The organism is Pseudoxanthomonas helianthi (genome assembly GCF_017939625.1).
Classification (GTDB): Bacteria; Pseudomonadota; Gammaproteobacteria; order Xanthomonadales; family Xanthomonadaceae; genus Pseudoxanthomonas_A; species Pseudoxanthomonas_A helianthi.
The window spans coordinates 313,286-329,804 of record NZ_JAGKTC010000001.1 but is presented as its reverse complement, the minus strand read 5'-3'; the positions used below and the strand labels follow the sequence as shown (position 1 = coordinate 329,804).

Here is a 16,519-nt window from a genome sequence, read left to right as displayed (position 1 = left end):
CATGGATTCGATCACCCACCTGTTCTATGGCGGCGCCATCGCGGCCGCGATCGCGCCGAAGGGCCACCGCCGCGCGGCGCTGCTGGCCGGTGCCGCCCTCAACACCTTGCCCGACCTGGACGTGATCCCGTTGGCGCTGTTCGGCGATCCGGTGGCGCAGATGACCTGCCATCGCGGGCTGACCCATTCGTGGCTGGTACTGCCGTTCGTGGCCTGGGCGATCTGGGCATTGTTCAAACGGCGCGGCGGCCGGGTGGCGGCCGAGCCGGTGCGCTGGTGGTGGGCGATCTTCGCCTGCCTGATGGCGCATCCGTTCATCGACAGCTTCACCGTCTACGGCACGCAACTGTTCTGGCCGCTGCCGATGCGGCCGATCATGTGGTCCAGCCTGTTCATCATCGATCCGCTGTTCACCCTGCCGTGGCTCGCGGCTTGCGTCGTCGCCTGGTTTGCGCGCGAACGGCTCGCGGCGAAGGCGCTGGCCGTCGGCGTCGCGCTGGGTTTCGCCTATCTCGGCTGGTCGCTGCTCGCCAAGACCCTGGTCGAACGCGAGGCGTCCCGTGCGTTGCTCGCGATGGGCCTGCCGGACGCGCCGCGCTTCTCGGTACCGACGCCGTTGAACACCTTGCTGTGGCGCGTAGTCGCCATGACGCCGGACGGCTACGTGGAAGGCTTCCGCTCGATCGTCGCGGACTCGGCGCCGATGCGTTTCCATGCGTATCGTTCCGATGTCGCGGCGCTGGACGAGGCGCGCGGCGTGCCGGCGGTGGCGCGGCTGCTGTGGTTCAACCATCACTTCGCGAAGGCCGAAGTGCGCGATGGCGTGCTGAGCCTCAGCGACCTGCGCATGGGCAACGAACCGGATTACTTTTTCCGTTTCGACGTCGCGCAACGCACGGGCGCCGGTTGGCAGGCCCTGCGGCCGCGGCAGGAATCGCCGCCGCGCGATTTCGCGACGGCTTGGGATGCGACGTGGCAACGCATCTGGCGCGAACCGGCATCACCGCCACGCACGGCGGTCGATGATCCGGGCGCGCTGCCGGCGAGCCGCGCAACGGAGTAATGCGTCGCCGCTGACGCCGGTCGTTTTTTGCGAACGGCGTCAGGCGGAGTGGTGGGGCCGCAGGCGGCTCACGGATTCGAAGCCATCACCACGGCGACGCGCCCGTACGACTGCAAGGCGCGATCTCCCGCATCGGAAGCGGACGCGGTCATGTTCCGGGCCGCTTCCAGCACGGCCGGCGAATGCAGTTCGACCGGAAGGCCGGCGACCAGGTCCGAATAACGCTCCGGTCCCAGCGATTGCTCGAACCGGCGTGCCATGTCGCGATCGGAGCGGAAGTGGTAACGCTCGTCGCGGGCGACGGTGGTCAGCACCAGATGCACGTCTTTCGCGGTCAGGTTGGTTTCCAGCGCAAGCAATTGCCAGGCACGAAAACCGCTGATCGGCGCAGGCGCAGCCATTTCGGCACGGACCGCTTGCAAGTCGATTTCCTGCGCGTCCGGGTCGGGAGCGGCGAAGGCGGGAGAGGCCGCTGCGGCAAGCAGCGCAAGCATGGATAGCGAGGCTTTCATCTGCGTGTTCCTCCGAGGGTAGGGGTCGGATGGCCTTCGCGGTGCCTCCTGCATGCGGAGTGCCTCCGATAAGAAGGATTGCGAAAACGCACGGTGCGTTGCATGTGGACGAAGGCATACCGACGAATGGCATGGGTTGCGCATTCAGTTGCGCGATGCCACCCGCGCCGGCGTTTCGGTCAGGCCGCCGCCGGCAATTCCGGGGTCACGCCGGCGATCAGCGCATCGAAATAATCGCGGGTCAGCCGCAACTGTGCTTCGGCGGTTTCCGCCCGGTTGACCACGGCGCGGAAAGCGATGTTCTCGGGACGGTCCTTCGCATACCAGCCCAGGTGCTTGCGCGCGATGCGCACCCCGGAAGGTTCGCCGTAGAACGCGTGCAGGTGTTCCAGGTGGCCGATCAGGATGTCGCGCACTTCGCGCAGCGAGGGTTCCGGCAGGGTTTCGCCGGTGGCCAGGTAATGGGCGATTTCGCGGAAGATCCACGGCCGGCCCTGTGCCGCACGGCCGACCAGCACGGCGTCACAGCCGGTGTGCTTCAGCACGAAGGCGGCCTTCTGCGGTGAGTCGATGTCGCCGTTGGCGCAGACCGGGATGCGCAGCGCCGCCTTGATCTCGGCGATGGTGTCGTACTCGGCCACCCCGGTGTATTGCTGGTCGCGGGTTCGCCCGTGCACGGCCAATGCGGCGATGCCGGCCGCTTCGGCGACGCGGGCGATGACCAGGCCGTTGCGGTTGTCCGCGTTCCAGCCGGTGCGGATCTTCAGCGTGACCGGCACGTCGACCGCGTTCACGACCGCGTCCAGGATGCGCCCGACGAGGGCCTGGTCGCGCATCAGCGCCGAGCCGGCCCAGGCGTTGCAGACCTTCTTCGCCGGGCAGCCCATGTTGATGTCGATGATCTGCGCGCCGTGGTCGACGTTATAGCGCGCCGCTTCGGCCAATGCCTGCGGCTCGGTACCGGCGATCTGCACGCTGATCGGCGCCGGCTCGCCATCGTGGTCCATGCGCGTGCGCGATTTGGCCGTATTCCAGAAGCGCGGATCGCTGATGGTCATCTCGGACACGGCCAGCCCCGCGCCCAGCCGCTTGCACAACTGCCGGAACGGCTTGTCGGTGACCCCGGCCATCGGGGCCAGGATCACGTTCGGGGCGATGGCGTAGGGACCGATCCGCATGGGCGGATTGTAAGGGCGCAGGAGCGGTGATGGCCGGTGTGGGAGTGGTCACGACATTGTCGTGACCGATAAATCGTGAAGGACGGAGCGAAAAGCTTCGCGACTTACGTCGCTCCCACAAAGAGGAGTATGGCTAGGAACCCTTGTCGGCGTTCAGTGCGTCGCCACCACGCGCTGCGGATCGTGCTTGTGCTTGAACAGCGGCACGAACAGGATCGCCATGACCAGCGCATAGACCGCGAAGGTGATCCAGATGCCGTGCCAGTCCTTGGCTCCGTCGGCGGCGGTGAAGAAGCGGTCGATCATCCAGCCGCTGATGGAACTGCCGAGCACCGCGCCGACGCCGTTGGTCATCAGCATGAACAGGCCCTGCGCCGAGGCGCGGATGCGCGGATCGCTCTGCTGTTCGACGAACAGCGAGCCGGAGATGTTGAAGAAGTCGAAGGCCATGCCGTAGACGATGCAGCTCATCACGATCATCCACAGCCCCGGGCCCGGGTTGCCGTAGGCGAACAGGCCGAAGCGCAGGAACCAGGCGACCATGCTGATGGTCATCACCGTCTTGATGCCGAAGCGCTTCAGGAAGAACGGGATGGTCAGGATGAACAGCGTTTCGCTGATCTGCGAGATCGACATGATGATCGCCGGGTACTTCACCGCGATCGCGTCCTTGTACGCATCGACATTGGCGAAATCGTGCAGGAAGGTATCGCCGTAGGCGTTGGTCAGCTGCAGCGCCGCGCCCAACAGCATCGCGAATATGAAGAACACCGCCATGTTCCGGTCCTTGAACAGGCGGAACGAGGTCAGCCCCAGCACGTCGACCAGCGAGCGGCTTTCGCTGCGACCCATCTTCGGCGGGCAGGGCGGCAGGGTGAACGCATACAGGCCCAGCAGCAGCGACGCGGCGGCGGCGACGTAGAACTGCCCTGGCGAGGTTTCCAGCTTCAGCAGGCTGGTGGTCCACAGCGCCGCGATGAAACCGACCGTGCCCCACACGCGGATCGGCGGGTAGTCGCGGACCACGTCCATGCCTTCGCGCTTCAACGCGTTGTAGGCCACGGTGATGGCCAGCGCGATGGTGGGCATGTAGCACACCATGGTGAGCAGCATCACCCAGAACATGGTGTGCGGGTCGTTCACTTGCGGGACGTAGGCCAGCATCGCCGCGCCGGCGAGATGCAGCGCGCCATAGAGTTTTTCGGCGTTGATCCACTTGTCCGCGACCACGCCCATCAGCGCGGGCATGAACAGCGCCGAGATGCCCATGGTCGAGAAGATCGCGCCGAAGCTGGTGCCCGACCATTGCTTGGTCTGGAACCAGTAGGCGCCGATGGTCAGCAGCCACGCCCCCCAGATGAAGAACTGGAGGAAATTCATCACCGTCAGGCGCAGTTTCAGGCTCACTAGGCTTCCCCGTTGCGCGGCCGCCGGGTGGCGCACCTGCGCCGGCAGGGTAGCCAGCGCGCCGGTGGCTGGCAACCGGCGCGGCGTTCAGTGGTCGCGCGCGATCACCCGGTTGCGGCCTTCGCGCTTGGCCCTTTGCAGGCGCAGGTCCGCGCGGCGCAACAGGGTCGACAGGTCCTGGCCCTCATGCGGGAACACCGACAGGCCCGCGCTGAAGGTCAACGGCCACGGCGGCAGGTGCCGGTCGGGAACGAACGGCCGTTGCGCGACTTCGCGGCGCAGGGCATCGAGGCGTTCCCAGGAACTGCCCAGCGGCTGGCGCAGCAGCATGACGAATTCCTCGCCGCCCAGCCGGATCAGCCATTCGCCTGCGCCGAGCCGCGGTTTCAGCACGTCGACCACGTGGCGCAGCGCGCGGTCGCCGGCGAGATGGTCGATGTCGTCGTTGATCCGCTTGAAGTGGTCCAGGTCGATCAGCGCCAGGCTCAGCGTGCCGCCATCGTTGCGGGCGCGTTCGAACAGGCGCGGCATGCGGTGCAGCAGCCAGGTGCGGTTCGGCAGGCCGGTCAGGCCGTCGGTACCGGACATTTCGACCAGTCTCTGCATCCGATACACCACCGCCGCGGTGATGATCGTCGCCATCGCCAGCAGTAACAGGCGTTGCAGCTGAGTCGACAGGCTGACCGTGCCGTAATCGAGCGAGACCAGGTCTTCCGGGTTGGCGAAGCGCATCACGCCCCAGACCAGCCCGGCGTATTCGAGCACCGCCAGCAGGCCGACGAACAGCGTCACCCGGCCGTCGTTGCGCAACGCGGTCATCAGGATGGCCAGCGGATACACGCACCACGCGACCATGCTGTTCAAGCCGGCCGGCGGATGGTTCAGGGCCAGCATCAGCAGGGTCAGCGAGATCAGGGTGACGTCGTAGGCGCCGGTGGTGAATGACAACCACGGGTAGCGCATGGCATTGCGGGCCAGCACCAGCCAGACCAGGGCGAAGATCACCGCGACCGAAGTCGCGCCCAGGCCGATCATCGATTCGACCAGGCCGCCGCCGCTGGCGACGTTGATCAGCGGCGACAGCATCAGCAACGCGGACAGCATCGCGCGCAGCTTGGCCACCTGCAGCTCGCCGCCGGCGCCGACTTCCAGCATCACCGCGTCGGGACGCTGCAATAGGCTGGCGAACACTTGGCGAAACGGGAACCCGGGCATGCCGCCCCCAGACGGAATGACCCGGCCAGCATAGCCGCTCGGCGTGACGCCGGCGATTCGCCTTCAGTCGATCCCGCGCAACGCTACCCAAAGGGCCAGTGCCGCGAACACCGTCGCCGCGGTCCAGCGCGCCGCCTTCAGCGGCAGGCGGTCGGCGAAGCGATGGCCCAGCCACACCACCGGCAGGTTGGCGACGAGCATGCCCAGCGTGGTGCCGGCGACGACTTCCCACAGCGGCGAATACCGGGTCGCCAGCAGTACCGTCGCGACCTGGGTCTTGTCGCCTATCTCGGCGAGGAAGAACGCGATGCAGGTGGCGATGAACGCGCCATGCGCCGGCAGCTTCTCCTTGTCGGCGTCCAACTGGTCGGGCTTCAACGTCCACAACGCTACCGCCAGGAAACTGGCCGCGACCAGCCAGCGCAGCAGCTCCGGCGAGAGCAGGACGGAAAGCTCCGCGCCCAGCCATGCCGAGACGGCGTGGTTGAGCACGGTCGCGGCGAGGATGCCGAAGGCGATCGGCCACGGCTTGCGGAAACGCGCGGCCAGCAACAAGGCCAGCAACTGGGTCTTGTCGCCAATCTCGGCCAGGGCCACGGTGCCGGTGGACACCCACAGGGCGTGCAGGGAAAGCATGGGGAACTCCAGGGGCCGGGCATTTCGCATGGACGCGAAGGCGGACGTGCGCCGCCCGGCCCGGGTGACGCAACGCCTGCCTTCGGTCTTGCCCGACGAAGCGCGGAACCCTGGGGTTTCCGATTTCGCCCCGCACACCATGGCGGCTGCCAAGTGTGTTGATGTGCGGACCCGCGCGAGGCGGTGGGCTACTCCCCGGAGGAAAGTGGCGCGAATTGTAGCCGGCGAGTTCCTGCAGCGCCGGAGCCATTCTCATTAATGGCGGACATGGAGGAATCGGTTGACTTGCAAATGAGAATCATTACTATTTGATTCGCCCACCAAGGAGGCCATCCCATGAGTGCCCAGAGCCTTGAGTTCCCGCGTTACCCGACCCTGAGCCTGCGCGAACGCCCGCGCGCGGTACCGGCCGAAGAAACCTTCAGCAGCGAAGCCTTGCTGAAAGGTCGCCGGGAGATCCTGATCCGCCACGGCGACCGCATCTATCGCCTGCGCCACACCAGCAACGACAAGCTGATCCTGACCAAGTAAGTCCGCAGAGAACGGCCCGGTTCCGGTTGTCGTCCCGAGTGCAGCGAAGGATCCGCTGCATTGCCGCGGGAGCAAGCTCCCGCGGCACGCTCGGGATGACAACCCGAACCGGGCCGTCCGGTTCGCTCAGATATCGGCGGGCGGAACCGGCGGGGCAGGAGGCGCCGGCGGAGTGGGCGGTGGCGGCGGTTCTTCCGGCACCCAGGAAGGCGGCGTGTCGTCCGGGCCGCCTTCCCAACTGCGCGTCTTGCCGTCCTTGTCCACGATCACCACCTTGCGCGCCGTCAGCGCTTGCGGCGGGACGGGCGCGGCCGGAGGCGGCGGTGGCGTCATGCCTGCGTGCGGCGCGGGCGGCGCGGGTGGAGCAGGCGGAGCCGGGGGAACCGGCGGCACCGGCACCTTGAACGGCAGCGCCTTCGGCACGCTGACCTGCGCGCTGCCCGGCTTGCGGTCGCGCAGGTACTCCACGCCGACCTTGCCGTCCGCCGGTTGCGCACGCAGCACATCCATCGCCTCGCGCGGATTGTTCACCGGCTTGCCGGCGATCTTCAGGATCACGTCGCCCGCTTCCAGACCGGCCAGGTCCTTGCCCGTGCTGAGCACCAGCACGCCATGGTCGCTGCCGAAATAGCGTCCCAGTCCGTTGTCCACCGCGGCCAGATTCAGGCCGTTCCAGCGGAAGGCCTCGGCCAGCGCCGGCAGCCTGCAGTCGTCGCCCCTGCAGTCGCTGCGCAGGCTGACGATCTCGCGCTGCAACGCCGGCGCGATAGCGGCGGCCCATTCGGCCTGGCGCTTGGCGTCGATCGCGGCCACGCGCGCATGCGCTTCGGCGAGGCGTGCCCGCGTTTCCGGCGAGTCCAATTGACCGCGAACCTCGTCGGCCAGGATTTCGATATCGCCATCGTCGCCAGCGAACATCCGGACATTGCCGTCGAACTTCATGCTGTCGGGAATCACCATCAGGCGATCTCCGACCTTCGGCGTCAGCGACACGACGCGGGCCTTGCCGTCGCGTTCGAAGCCCACCTTCACCGGCGTCTTCGCGTCGACCGCGCCCAGCAGTTCGCGCGCTTCCTCGACGCGCGCGGGACCATCGGCGGCCTTGAGCGCCTTGCCGTCGATGCTGACGATGCGATCGCCGCTCTTCAGCCCGCCTGCCGCGGCGGCGCTGTCGGGCGTCACGCCGGCGATGCGCACACCGGCGGCTTCGTCGGGCGCCAGCAGCACGCCGATCACCGGCTTGCGCAGCATGCGCTTCTCGATGCGGAACGGCGCGTCGGCACCGCCGTACTTGCGATGCAGTTCGGCGAAGCGTTGCGCAGCCTTGTCGAGGTCGGCGCGGGCGGCGTCGAGCTCCTTCTGCTGCGCCGGCGTCGGTGCGTCCTGGGCGATGGCGATGCCGGCGAGGGCGAGGCCCACGGCGAGCGCCAGCGCGGCGGTTCTGGTCTTCGGGATGTTCATGTCGTCCTCGTGTCGCTGATGCGTGGGAAGGGAAAGGGATGGGATCAGTCGATGCTGGCCAGCGCCACGTCGTAGCTCTGGCCGCGGGCGGCGTACAGGCGTTGCGTGGTTTCGATGCCGACCAGTTGCTGCAGCGTGTCCACGCGCAGGTTCCATAGCTCGGCACGGCGTTGCGCATCGAGGCCCGGCTGGATCAGGGCGGCATCGATGCCGGCGACCTTCGCATCGAGTTCATCGCTCAACGCCGCGCTGGTGCCGCTGGCCACGCGCTCGTCGCGCGCCATCGCCAGCAGGCTTTCCAGTTGGGCCGATTGCGCATACAACGCGGCCAGCGAGGTTTCGTCAGGCAGGTTCGTCGACGCGGCAGGACGAGCGGCCTTGTTGCCGCTCCGTTTCGCCGGTCGCTGGGCTACGCGGGTATCCGGCGGCGCGGCCTTGGCATTGGCTGCCTTGGGCTCGCCTGGAGATGCGATACGCGGCGAAGACTCGGATGGAACCACGGGAGGCGATGCCGCCGCGTTCCGCGGGGCCGGATCCGGATTCGATGCGACGACGGCGGGCGCCACCGTATCGGGCGCCGGCCGCCAGAACAGCGGCAAGGAGATCGCCAGCACGGCGGCGGCCGCGACCGCCAGCCACAGCGGGCGGCGATACCGGCGAGTCGGCCGCGCGGTTTCGACGGCACGGATCTCCGCCGCGATCTTCGCCCAGGCATCGCCTTGGGGAGTTTCCAGCGGCATTGCGGCAAAGACATCGCTCCAGCCATGCGGGATGCGATCGGGCATGCGGGTGTCGTCAGGCATGGGCCGGTTCCTCTATTTGCAGCATCGTGCGCAGGCGGCGGGTGCCGCGCGCCAGTTGCGATTTGGAAAAGCTAGGCGTGCGTTGCATCAGCACGGCGATCTCGTCGTGGGTGTAGCCCTCGGCGTGGTACAGCCAAAGCACGCTGCGGGTCAGGGCGGGCAGTTCCAGCAGGGCGCGCTGCAGCAGCGCGGCATCGGCGGCGGCCGGGGGCGGCGGGGCGAAGTCTTCGCCGGCGTGCTGCCACTCGTCGGAGTCTTCGGTCGACTCCATGACCTGCTGCCGGCCGCGGCGCAGGCGCATCAGCGCCTCGTTGACCGCGATCTGGCGCAGCCAGCCCCAGAACGGGCTGCCGCCGTCGCCTCTATAGGTATGTATCTGGCGGAACAGCTTGAGCATGGTGTCCTGCAGCACCTCCTGCGCCTCGTCGCGGTCGCCGCACAGGCGCAGGGCCAGGGTGAACACCGGCCGCTCGAACCAGCGGTACAACTGCTCGAACGCCTGCGCCTGGCCAGCGCGCGCGTGGGCGAGCAGGCCGGCGGGGACGTCGATGGCGAAGCTGGAGCGCATTCGGGCGGTGGCCATATGTCCGGTTGGATGCGGCAGGCGGCAAAACCGTCGCAGCCAGGTCGTCGGAGGGTCCTATAATCGGACTTACACCATCACCAAGGGAAAGGGGAGAGTCATGGGCCTGGGGCTGACCGGAATCGTCGTCGCTGCGTTGATCCTGTTCATCGTGGTGACCTTCTTCAAGGGCGTGCGGGTGGTACCGCAGGGTTACGAGTACACGGTCGAGCACTTCGGCAAGTACACCCACACCATGTCGCCGGGCCTGCACTTCCTGATCCCGTACATGCAGGGCATCGGCCGCAAGGTCAACATGATGGAGCAGGTGTTCGAGGTGCCCAGCCAGGACGTCATCACCAAGGACAACGCGGTGGTGAAGGTCGACGGCGTGGTGTTCTTCCAGGTGCTGGACGCGGCCAAGGCGGCCTACGAGGTGTCCAGCCTCGACCAGGCGATGATCGCCCTGGTGCAGACCAACATCCGTACCGTGATCGGCTCGATGGACCTGGACGAATCGCTGAGCCAGCGCGAAACCATCAACGCCAAGCTGCTGGGCGTGGTCGACCATGCGACCAGCCCGTGGGGCGTCAAGGTCAACCGCATCGAGATCAAGGACATCCAGCCGCCGCGCGACCTGGTCGATGCGATGGCCCGGCAGATGAAGGCCGAGCGCGACAAGCGCGCGTCGATCCTCGAAGCCGAAGGTTCGCGCCAGTCCGAAATCCTGCGCGCCGAGGGCGAGAAGCAGAGCGCGATCCTCGCCGCCGAAGGCAAGCGCGAAGCCGCGTATCGCGAAGCCGAGGCCCGCGAGCGCCTGGCCGAAGCGGAAGCGAAGGCGACCGAACTGGTGTCGAACGCCATTGCCCAGGGCGACGTGCAGGCCATCAACTACTTCATTGCGCAGAAGTACGTCGAGGCGTTCAAGGAACTGGCGACCGCGCCGAACCAGAAATTCGTGCTGATGCCGATGGAGGCCAGTGGCGTGATCGGTTCTATCGCCGGCATCGCCGAGCTGGCCAAGGAATCGCTGGGCAGGCAGCAGGCGGCCATCGCCGCCAAGCCGCCGCGCGTGCCGGGAGCCTGACCCTCAGCAGCCTAATGTCGTCGTTCCGGCGGCTCTCAACAGCCGAATGGCTGATCAAGCCGGAATCCATTTTGCTTTTGTACCGGGAAGTGCAAAAGCAAAAGCAGAATGGATCCCAGCTTGCGCTGGGATGACGGTCCGAGAGATTTCGGAGGAAGAAGATGAGCTTGAAATTCGCGTTGTGGGGCGCGCTGGCGCTGGTCCTGTTCGCCGCCGAAGCGATGGCGCCGGGCGCCTTCATGCTGTGGTTCGGGTTCGCCGCCGCGGCAATGGCGCTGGTGGTGCTGGCATTGCCTGGTTTGGGCTGGCTGGTGCAGGCGGTGCTGTTCTCGTTGTTCTCGCTGGTGTCGGTCGGCGTGTACCTGAAGTGGTTCCGCGGCAAGGGCCGGGGCAGCGACAGGCCACTGTTGAACCAGCGCGCCAACAGCCTGGTCGGTCAGGTGGTGAAGCTGGAACAGGGCATCGAGCGCGGTCGCGGGCGCGTGCAGATCGCCGACGCGTTCTGGACGGTCGAAGGCCCGGACCTGCCCGCCGGCACCGCGGTGCGCATCGTGGCGACCGACGGGATGACGTTGAAGGTGCAGGAAGCCTGAGCGCGCAGTGCGGGCGGCCATCCGCGAGAAAGCCGCCCGCATTCGATCAGCCGATGGCGCGGGCCGTTTTCGCGATGGCGGAATCGAGTGTGGACTGAATGCCGGTACGGACCTTGTCGTCGGCGATCATTCCCGCCAGGTCGTGCAGGGCGAGCTGGATGCCGATCTGGTCGGCCGGGCGACGGCCCCATTCCGGATCTTCCCAGCCGTGCTTGAAAAGCCACAGCCAGATCGGGTTGGTGACGACGGACATCGGCAATCTTTTCTTGGTTGCCATTGGAACTCCTCCTTCCTTGTAGGCGAATCGTGATATCGGACGCGGAGCCTCGGCGTCCGGATCGCCGTGCTCCAACCCAGAAAACGCCACCGCCGGCACGGGGCGGACAGCGACATGGGCCGGTCTGCGATAATCGGGTTTTCTCCAGCCCACTCCGGACGCCATGACCCAGAAGACCATCCTCAACGACACCCACCGCGCGCTCGGCGCCAAGATGGTCGACTTCGGCGGCTGGGACATGCCGATCCACTACGGCTCGCAGATCGACGAACACCACCAGGTGCGACGCGACGCGGGCATGTTCGACGTCAGCCACATGACCGTGGTCGACCTGCACGGCGCCAATACGCGCGACTTCCTGCGCAAGCTGGTCGCCAACTCGGTGGACAAGCTGCAGAAGCCGGGCAAGGCGTTGTACACCGCCATGTTGAACCCGCAGGGCGGGGTGATCGACGACCTGATCGTCTATTTCATGTCCGAGGACTGGTTCCGCCTGGTGGTCAATGCGGCCACCCGCGACAAGGACCTGGCGTGGATCGCGGAGCAGGCCAAGCCGTTCGCCGTCGAAGTCCGCGAGCGTCCCGAGTTCGGCATGGTCGCGGTACAGGGGCCCAACGCCCGCGACAAGGTGATCGGCCTGCTGCGCGAGGAAGACCGCGCCCCGGTCTCCAAGCTGGTCCGCTTCAGCGCGCGCGAAGCGCTGACCGCCGACGGCATCACCGTGTTCGTCGCCCGTACCGGCTACACCGGCGAGGACGGTTTCGAGGTGATCGTTCCCGAGGCGCAGACCGTGGCGTTCTGGAATGCGTTGCTGGCCGCGGGGGTGAAGCCGGCCGGCCTGGGCGCGCGCGACACGCTGCGGCTGGAAGCCGGCATGAACCTGTATGGCCAGGACATGGACGACTCCGTTTCCCCGTTCGAGGCGGCGCTGGCCTGGACCGTCGCGCTGGATGAAGGACGCGACTTCACCGGCCGCGCGGCGCTGGAGCAGCAGAAGGCGGCCGGCACCGCGCGGCAGATGATCGGCCTGGTGATGGACGAGAAGGGCGTGCTGCGCCACGGCCAGAAAGTGCTGACCGCGAACGGCGAAGGCGAGATCCTCAGCGGCACCTTCTCGCCGACCCTGGGCAAGGCCATCGCCTTCGCCCGCGTGCCGGCGGGCGACCCCGGTGAAGTGCGCGTCGACATCCGCGGCAAGGAAATCCCGGTGCGCGTGGTCAAGTTCCCGTTCGTCCGCGACGGCCAGCCGCAACCCGGCATGCTCGGCTGACTTTGCCGACGCATCCGCTCTAAACTAGCGCCCACTCACACCCCCAACGTAACGATATCCGGAGCACCCATGAGCGAGATTCCTGGCGACCTCAAGTTCCTCAAGTCCCACGAATGGGCACGCGTCGAAGGCAACGGCCGCGTCACCGTCGGCATCTCCGACCACGCGCAAGGCCTGCTGGGCGACCTGGTCTACGTCGAGCTGCCGAACGTCGGCGACAAGGTCGAAGCCGGCGCCGCCAGCGCGGTGGTCGAATCGGTGAAGGCCGCTTCGGACGTCTACGCGCCGGTCGGCGGCACCGTGGTCGAAGTCAATTCGGCCCTGTCCGACAAGCCGGAAACGATCAACGAGGACGCCTACGGCGAAGGCTGGCTGTACGTCATCGAAGCGAGCGAGCCGGACCAGCTCAACGACCTGCTGTCGCCGGACGACTACGCCGAGCTGCTGGAAGAAGAGGATCACTGATTCCTTCCGGGCGCATCGGCTGATCGAAACCCGCGTCGGCGACGACGCGGGTTTTTTCATGCCCGCCGTCCATCGCGGTCGTCCCCGGAGGCGGCAATCGCGACGTCGATCGGAAGCGTTCGCAACCATCGTCGACAGGACGAAGCGGCATCGACGACGCCTCCGGGATGGCGTCGCCAAGCCGAAAAGTTTGCGCAGTTCGCGCGCATCGGGGCTTGTGCGACGCGAAATCGGGACTTCCCGAGCAAGAAATTTTCAGCCGCGATTTATTCCTTTCCGGACGCGCGCGGCACGTACCGGCGATGCCCGCGCGTGCGATGCATCGAACGACTTCCCGATATGCGTGCGCGAAAAAACAACTTGAAAAGCGCGCTTTTTCTTTTGCGCGCGTTCTTGCGCCAAGCATGGCGCGCGTTCCGCCGGCGACGGCGAAGCGGTCGCAGCGGGGATGCGCGCGGTCGGCCGGCGGCGGCGGCGGCGCAAATTTTTTTCGCCGGACTGTTGACACCCGAAAAAACCGTGATTAGGTTTCGCCCCAACAGAAAGCGCATGCCTGCGCAAGAGGGATGGACCATCGCGACGAAACGGACAACGAAACGGCCTTCCGCCCGTACCTTGGTCAAACAGTACGCAGGTTTCGTGTCCCCCGCGGAAAGCGCGAGCAAACGTCCGGCCACCCCGAAAGAATCCTATGACGACACCCGTGCCGGTTCCGGCGCGGGTGTTTTCGTATGTGTAGGAGGCACCGCTTTTGGCGCCTCCGTCCAATCCGCTCCAACGCGCCTGGCGCGTCGGCGGCTGCCTGCGGGTCCGATCCCCGTGGCGTTTTGTTGAAACTGGGCTTTTAGCTACGCGTAGTACCCATCACAGTTAACTGACGAGGAGCCATAACATGGCAACGAAGAAAGCTGCTAAGAAGGCCGCCAAGAAGCCGGCCAAGAAGGCCGCCAAGAAGGCGACCAAGAAGACCGTGAAGAAGGCCGCCAAGAAGGTCGCCAAGAAGGCTGCGAAGAAGCCGGCGAAGAAGGCTGCCAAGAAGACCACCAAGAAGGCCGTCCGCAAGGTCGCCAAGAAGGCCGCGAAGAAGGCCACCAAGAAGGTAGCCAAGAAGCCGGCGAAGAAGGCCGCGAAGAAGGCCACCAAGAAGAAGGCCGCGAAGAAGGCCGCCAAGAAGCCGGCCAAAAAGGCCGCCAAAAAGGCTAAGAAGAAAGCTGCTCCGGTAGCGCTGCCGGCCACCCCGGCTCCGTTGATCTGAGCGACCCCGATAAGACCGTAAGACTGTAAGCGACACCTGAAACTCTCCTCCCCGGTGCCCAGCGGGGGGAGAGTTTTTTTATGCGCGGGTGTAACCTGCCGCCGTTCCCAACGGGGAGAGGGCGCGATGAGATTCCTGAAGTGGGCCTTGGGCCTGGTGCTGCTGCTGGGCGTGGCATTCGTCGTGGGCGGCCTGGTGCTGCCGGCCAGTACGCATGTGGAGCGGTCGGTCGCCATCGCGCGCCCACCGGCGGAAGTGTTCGCCGTGCTGAATTCGTTCCAGCGCTTCAACGAGTGGTCGCCGTGGGCCGGACTGGATCCGCAGGCGCAGTACAGCTATGAAGGGCCTGCTTCCGGCGCCGGCGCGAAGATGCGCTGGACCAGCCAGAAGCCGGAAGTCGGCAGCGGCGCGCAAACCATCCTGGAGAGCGTTCCCGACAGCAAGGTGGTCGTCGACCTGGATTTCGGCAGCCAGGGCAAGGCGATCGCCACCTACACCATCGTCGCCGGCGGCGCGGGAAGCAGGGTGACCTGGGGTTTCGACAGCAAGCCGAGCGACAACCTGCTCGAGCGCTGGCTCGGCGCGTGGTTCGGGTTGCTGATGGACAAGCTGATCGGTCCGGACTTCGAGCGCGGACTGGCCAAGTTGAAGCAGGTGCTGGAGAGTCCGCCGGCCTGAGCCGGTGCGACTCGGGATTACTTCGGCGAGGCCGTCGCCTGGCCGCTGACCACGCCGGCCGGCTTGTCGTTGCCCGGCGTTGCGGGCGTCGCCGCTGGCGCTTCGGCCAGCAGCAATTCGTCGTCGGGCATGTCCAGCCAACGTTGCGCCGGCAAGCCGATCGCGCGGTCGAGGATCGTCGGCAGCAGGCCGGACGGCATGGGGCTCTCGCTATTCCACAGGATGGCGATGCCGAGGTCGCGTTCCGGCACCAGCGCGACCAGGCCGCGGTAGCCTTGCACCGCGCCGGCATGGAACACCACCGGATGGCCGGCATAGTCGAACACCCGCCAGCCCAGCGCGTAACCCGCCGACCAGATGCGGTCGCGGCGCCAGCCGGCGCGCATCTCGCCCGGGGTGGAAACCAGCGGCGCATGCAAGGTGGCCAGCAATGGCGCCGACAGCACGTCGGGGCGATGCCCGGTCTGGGCGATCAGCCATTGCGCCATGTCGCTGACGCTGGCGTTGACGCCGGCGGCGGGCGGCAGGCGGTAATAGGTCGGCTTCGGCACCTGCGATACCCAGCCGTTGCGGCCGCGCGTGTGCGGACGCGCCCAGCGCGCGCTCGACGAAATTCCGCCGAGGCCGACGCTGGCGTCGCTCATGCCCAGCGGCTTGAAGATGCGCTGGTTCACCAGCTGTGCGTAGTCGTTGCCGGTCGCCGCCTGGATCACGTCGCCCACCAGGCTGAAGGCGACGTTCTGGTAGGCGTAGCACTGGCCCGGTGCGCACTCCATCGGCGCGTAGGCCAGCTTGTGCGCGACGGTCATGTAGTCGGCGTCGGCTTCGATGTCCCGGTCGAAGGCGTTGTGCACTTTCAGGCCGGTGCGATGGCTGAGCAGGTCGGCTACGGTCAGCTGGCGCGTCGCGTAGGGGTCGCTGAGCTGGAAGTCGCGCACGTAATCGGCGACTTTGGTGTCCCAGCGCAGGGTGCCGTCGTCGACCAGCAGGCCGGTCAGGGTGCCGGCGAAGCTCTTCGACAGCGAAGCCAGGCGGAACACGGTGTGCGCGTCGATCGGCTGGGGCGCGGCGACGTCGGTGACGCCATAACCGCGCGCGCTGAGCACGCGGCCGTTCTGCACGATGGCCATTGCCATGCCGGGCACGCGCTGGCCGGCGGTCATGCTGGCGGCCAGGCTTTCGAATTCGGAGACGTTGAAGCCTTGGGCCAGCGGCATCGCCTTCGACGCGGACGACGAGGTGCGATAGGCCAAGGGCTGGGTCGCCGGCTCGTAACGCGAGGCGGAGGCACCAGGCGCGGCGCTTGCGCTCCAGCGGAATGGCGTCTGCGCGGTGGAGGCGAGGGTCAGCGGCAGCAAGGCACCCAGCAAACCGATCCGCAGGGTACGAGGGGGTTGCCACCTACCATTCGCTTTCATCGTGCTGCGGGCCTGCCATTACCGGATTTTCGGATGATAGCGGCGGTTTCCGGTTACGCACAAACGAAAAGAAGTTAAACGCGCATCCTGTTCATCCCGCTGACAATT

General features: G+C 66.7%; 18 protein-coding genes. 8 read left to right on the top strand and 10 right to left on the bottom strand.

All coding sequences use genetic code 11. From position 1 onward, the window contains the following. Window position 1: 1 nt before the first annotated feature. Window positions 2–1,063 carry a metal-dependent hydrolase gene (locus tag J5837_RS01575; protein ID WP_210534965.1) on the top strand — a complete coding sequence of 354 codons (1,062 nt, stop codon included), beginning with the start codon at window positions 2–4 and terminating at the stop codon, window positions 1,061–1,063. A 68-nt stretch (window positions 1,064–1,131) separates the two neighbouring features. Here J5837_RS01575 and J5837_RS01570 read toward each other — a convergent pair whose 3' ends face one another. From J5837_RS01570 to J5837_RS01550, 5 genes are all read right to left on the bottom strand, one after another. Then, complete coding sequence (locus J5837_RS01570) at window positions 1,132–1,575, bottom strand: hypothetical protein (protein ID WP_210534964.1); 444 nt, start codon at window positions 1,573–1,575, stop codon at window positions 1,132–1,134. Between the two features lie 179 nt (window positions 1,576–1,754). After that, complete coding sequence (gene dusB / locus J5837_RS01565; RefSeq protein ID WP_210534963.1) at window positions 1,755–2,753, bottom strand: tRNA dihydrouridine synthase DusB; 999 nt, start codon at window positions 2,751–2,753, stop codon at window positions 1,755–1,757. Between the two features lie 153 nt (window positions 2,754–2,906). Beyond that, entirely contained in the window at window positions 2,907–4,160 is a 1,254-nt protein-coding gene (locus tag J5837_RS01560; protein ID WP_210534962.1) for a nucleoside permease, read from the bottom strand. Between the two features lie 87 nt (window positions 4,161–4,247). After that, entirely contained in the window at window positions 4,248–5,375 is a 1,128-nt protein-coding gene (locus tag J5837_RS01555; RefSeq protein ID WP_210534961.1) for a GGDEF domain-containing protein, read from the bottom strand. 63 nt (window positions 5,376–5,438) lie between these two features. Then, window positions 5,439–6,011, bottom strand: coding sequence for a TMEM165/GDT1 family protein (locus J5837_RS01550; RefSeq protein WP_210534960.1), 573 nt, complete (start codon window positions 6,009–6,011; stop codon window positions 5,439–5,441). 336 nt (window positions 6,012–6,347) lie between these two features. Between J5837_RS01550 and hemP the strand changes: the two genes are divergently transcribed. Beyond that, window positions 6,348–6,542 (top strand): hemin uptake protein HemP, encoded by a 195-nt coding sequence (hemP, locus tag J5837_RS01545; RefSeq protein WP_210534959.1) that lies wholly within the window; start codon window positions 6,348–6,350, stop codon window positions 6,540–6,542. A gap of 126 nt (window positions 6,543–6,668) precedes the next feature. On the opposite strand, the gene J5837_RS01540 is transcribed toward hemP, so the two are convergent. From J5837_RS01540 to J5837_RS01530, 3 genes are read right to left on the bottom strand one after another with little or no spacing between them, the layout of a single operon-like run. Beyond that, entirely contained in the window at window positions 6,669–8,003 is a 1,335-nt protein-coding gene (locus tag J5837_RS01540) for a PDZ domain-containing protein (protein ID WP_210534958.1), read from the bottom strand. Between the two features lie 44 nt (window positions 8,004–8,047). Next, window positions 8,048–8,806 carry a hypothetical protein gene (locus J5837_RS01535; RefSeq protein ID WP_210534957.1) on the bottom strand — a complete coding sequence of 253 codons (759 nt, stop codon included), beginning with the start codon at window positions 8,804–8,806 and terminating at the stop codon, window positions 8,048–8,050. Further along, entirely contained in the window at window positions 8,799–9,389 is a 591-nt protein-coding gene (locus tag J5837_RS01530; protein ID WP_210534956.1) for an RNA polymerase sigma factor, read from the bottom strand. Before J5837_RS01530 ends, J5837_RS01535 begins: the two co-directional genes overlap by 8 nt. A gap of 100 nt (window positions 9,390–9,489) precedes the next feature. Here J5837_RS01530 and J5837_RS01525 point away from each other — a divergent pair, with 100 nt between their 5' ends. Next, the gene (locus J5837_RS01525) at window positions 9,490–10,455 is read left to right on the top strand and encodes an SPFH domain-containing protein (protein ID WP_210534955.1); all 966 of its coding nucleotides are present in this window, start codon (window positions 9,490–9,492) and stop codon (window positions 10,453–10,455) included. A gap of 161 nt (window positions 10,456–10,616) precedes the next feature. Continuing rightward, window positions 10,617–11,048: an NfeD family protein gene (locus tag J5837_RS01520; RefSeq protein WP_210534954.1), complete on the top strand. Its 432-nt coding sequence runs from the start codon at window positions 10,617–10,619 to the stop codon at window positions 11,046–11,048. Between the two features lie 46 nt (window positions 11,049–11,094). Here J5837_RS01520 and J5837_RS01515 read toward each other — a convergent pair whose 3' ends face one another. Next, window positions 11,095–11,301 carry a hypothetical protein gene (locus J5837_RS01515; RefSeq protein WP_210534953.1) on the bottom strand — a complete coding sequence of 69 codons (207 nt, stop codon included), beginning with the start codon at window positions 11,299–11,301 and terminating at the stop codon, window positions 11,095–11,097. A 187-nt stretch (window positions 11,302–11,488) separates the two neighbouring features. On the opposite strand from J5837_RS01515, the gene gcvT reads away from it, so the two are divergent. The 4 genes from gcvT (at window position 11,489) to J5837_RS01495 (ending at window position 14,993) form a co-directional block, all read left to right on the top strand. After that, window positions 11,489–12,595, top strand: coding sequence for a glycine cleavage system aminomethyltransferase GcvT (gcvT, locus tag J5837_RS01510; RefSeq protein WP_210534952.1), 1,107 nt, complete (start codon window positions 11,489–11,491; stop codon window positions 12,593–12,595). Window positions 12,596–12,664: 69 nt separating this feature from the next. Continuing rightward, entirely contained in the window at window positions 12,665–13,060 is a 396-nt protein-coding gene (gene gcvH / locus J5837_RS01505) for a glycine cleavage system protein GcvH (RefSeq protein ID WP_210534951.1), read from the top strand. Between the two features lie 892 nt (window positions 13,061–13,952). Further along, a complete protein-coding gene (locus J5837_RS01500) occupies window positions 13,953–14,315 on the top strand; it encodes a hypothetical protein (protein WP_210534950.1) in 363 nt (120 codons plus the stop codon). Window positions 14,316–14,441: 126 nt separating this feature from the next. Then, the gene (locus tag J5837_RS01495; protein ID WP_210534949.1) at window positions 14,442–14,993 is read left to right on the top strand and encodes an SRPBCC family protein; all 552 of its coding nucleotides are present in this window, start codon (window positions 14,442–14,444) and stop codon (window positions 14,991–14,993) included. A 17-nt stretch (window positions 14,994–15,010) separates the two neighbouring features. Here J5837_RS01495 and J5837_RS01490 read toward each other — a convergent pair whose 3' ends face one another. After that, window positions 15,011–16,411, bottom strand: a complete 1,401-nt coding sequence (locus tag J5837_RS01490; RefSeq protein ID WP_210534948.1) for a serine hydrolase domain-containing protein — start codon at window positions 16,409–16,411, stop codon at window positions 15,011–15,013. Window positions 16,412–16,519: the final 108 nt, after the last annotated feature.

Coding starts and splice junctions, on each gene's coding strand:
- J5837_RS01575 (WP_210534965.1), top strand. CDS start 2: ATGGATTCGATCACCCACCTGTTCTATGGCGGCGCCATCGCGGCCGCG.
- J5837_RS01570 (WP_210534964.1), bottom strand. CDS start 1,575: ATGAAAGCCTCGCTATCCATGCTTGCGCTGCTTGCCGCAGCGGCCTCT.
- dusB (WP_210534963.1), bottom strand. CDS start 2,753: ATGCGGATCGGTCCCTACGCCATCGCCCCGAACGTGATCCTGGCCCCG.
- J5837_RS01555 (WP_210534961.1), bottom strand. CDS start 5,375: ATGCCCGGGTTCCCGTTTCGCCAAGTGTTCGCCAGCCTATTGCAGCGT.
- J5837_RS01550 (WP_210534960.1), bottom strand. CDS start 6,011: ATGCTTTCCCTGCACGCCCTGTGGGTGTCCACCGGCACCGTGGCCCTG.
- hemP (WP_210534959.1), top strand. CDS start 6,348: ATGAGTGCCCAGAGCCTTGAGTTCCCGCGTTACCCGACCCTGAGCCTG.
- J5837_RS01540 (WP_210534958.1), bottom strand. CDS start 8,003: ATGAACATCCCGAAGACCAGAACCGCCGCGCTGGCGCTCGCCGTGGGC.
- J5837_RS01535 (WP_210534957.1), bottom strand. CDS start 8,806: ATGCCTGACGACACCCGCATGCCCGATCGCATCCCGCATGGCTGGAGC.
- J5837_RS01530 (WP_210534956.1), bottom strand. CDS start 9,389: ATGGCCACCGCCCGAATGCGCTCCAGCTTCGCCATCGACGTCCCCGCC.
- J5837_RS01525 (WP_210534955.1), top strand. CDS start 9,490: ATGGGCCTGGGGCTGACCGGAATCGTCGTCGCTGCGTTGATCCTGTTC.
- J5837_RS01520 (WP_210534954.1), top strand. CDS start 10,617: ATGAGCTTGAAATTCGCGTTGTGGGGCGCGCTGGCGCTGGTCCTGTTC.
- J5837_RS01515 (WP_210534953.1), bottom strand. CDS start 11,301: ATGTCCGTCGTCACCAACCCGATCTGGCTGTGGCTTTTCAAGCACGGC.
- gcvT (WP_210534952.1), top strand. CDS start 11,489: ATGACCCAGAAGACCATCCTCAACGACACCCACCGCGCGCTCGGCGCC.
- gcvH (WP_210534951.1), top strand. CDS start 12,665: ATGAGCGAGATTCCTGGCGACCTCAAGTTCCTCAAGTCCCACGAATGG.
- J5837_RS01500 (WP_210534950.1), top strand. CDS start 13,953: ATGGCAACGAAGAAAGCTGCTAAGAAGGCCGCCAAGAAGCCGGCCAAG.
- J5837_RS01495 (WP_210534949.1), top strand. CDS start 14,442: ATGAGATTCCTGAAGTGGGCCTTGGGCCTGGTGCTGCTGCTGGGCGTG.
- J5837_RS01490 (WP_210534948.1), bottom strand. CDS start 16,411: ATGAAAGCGAATGGTAGGTGGCAACCCCCTCGTACCCTGCGGATCGGT.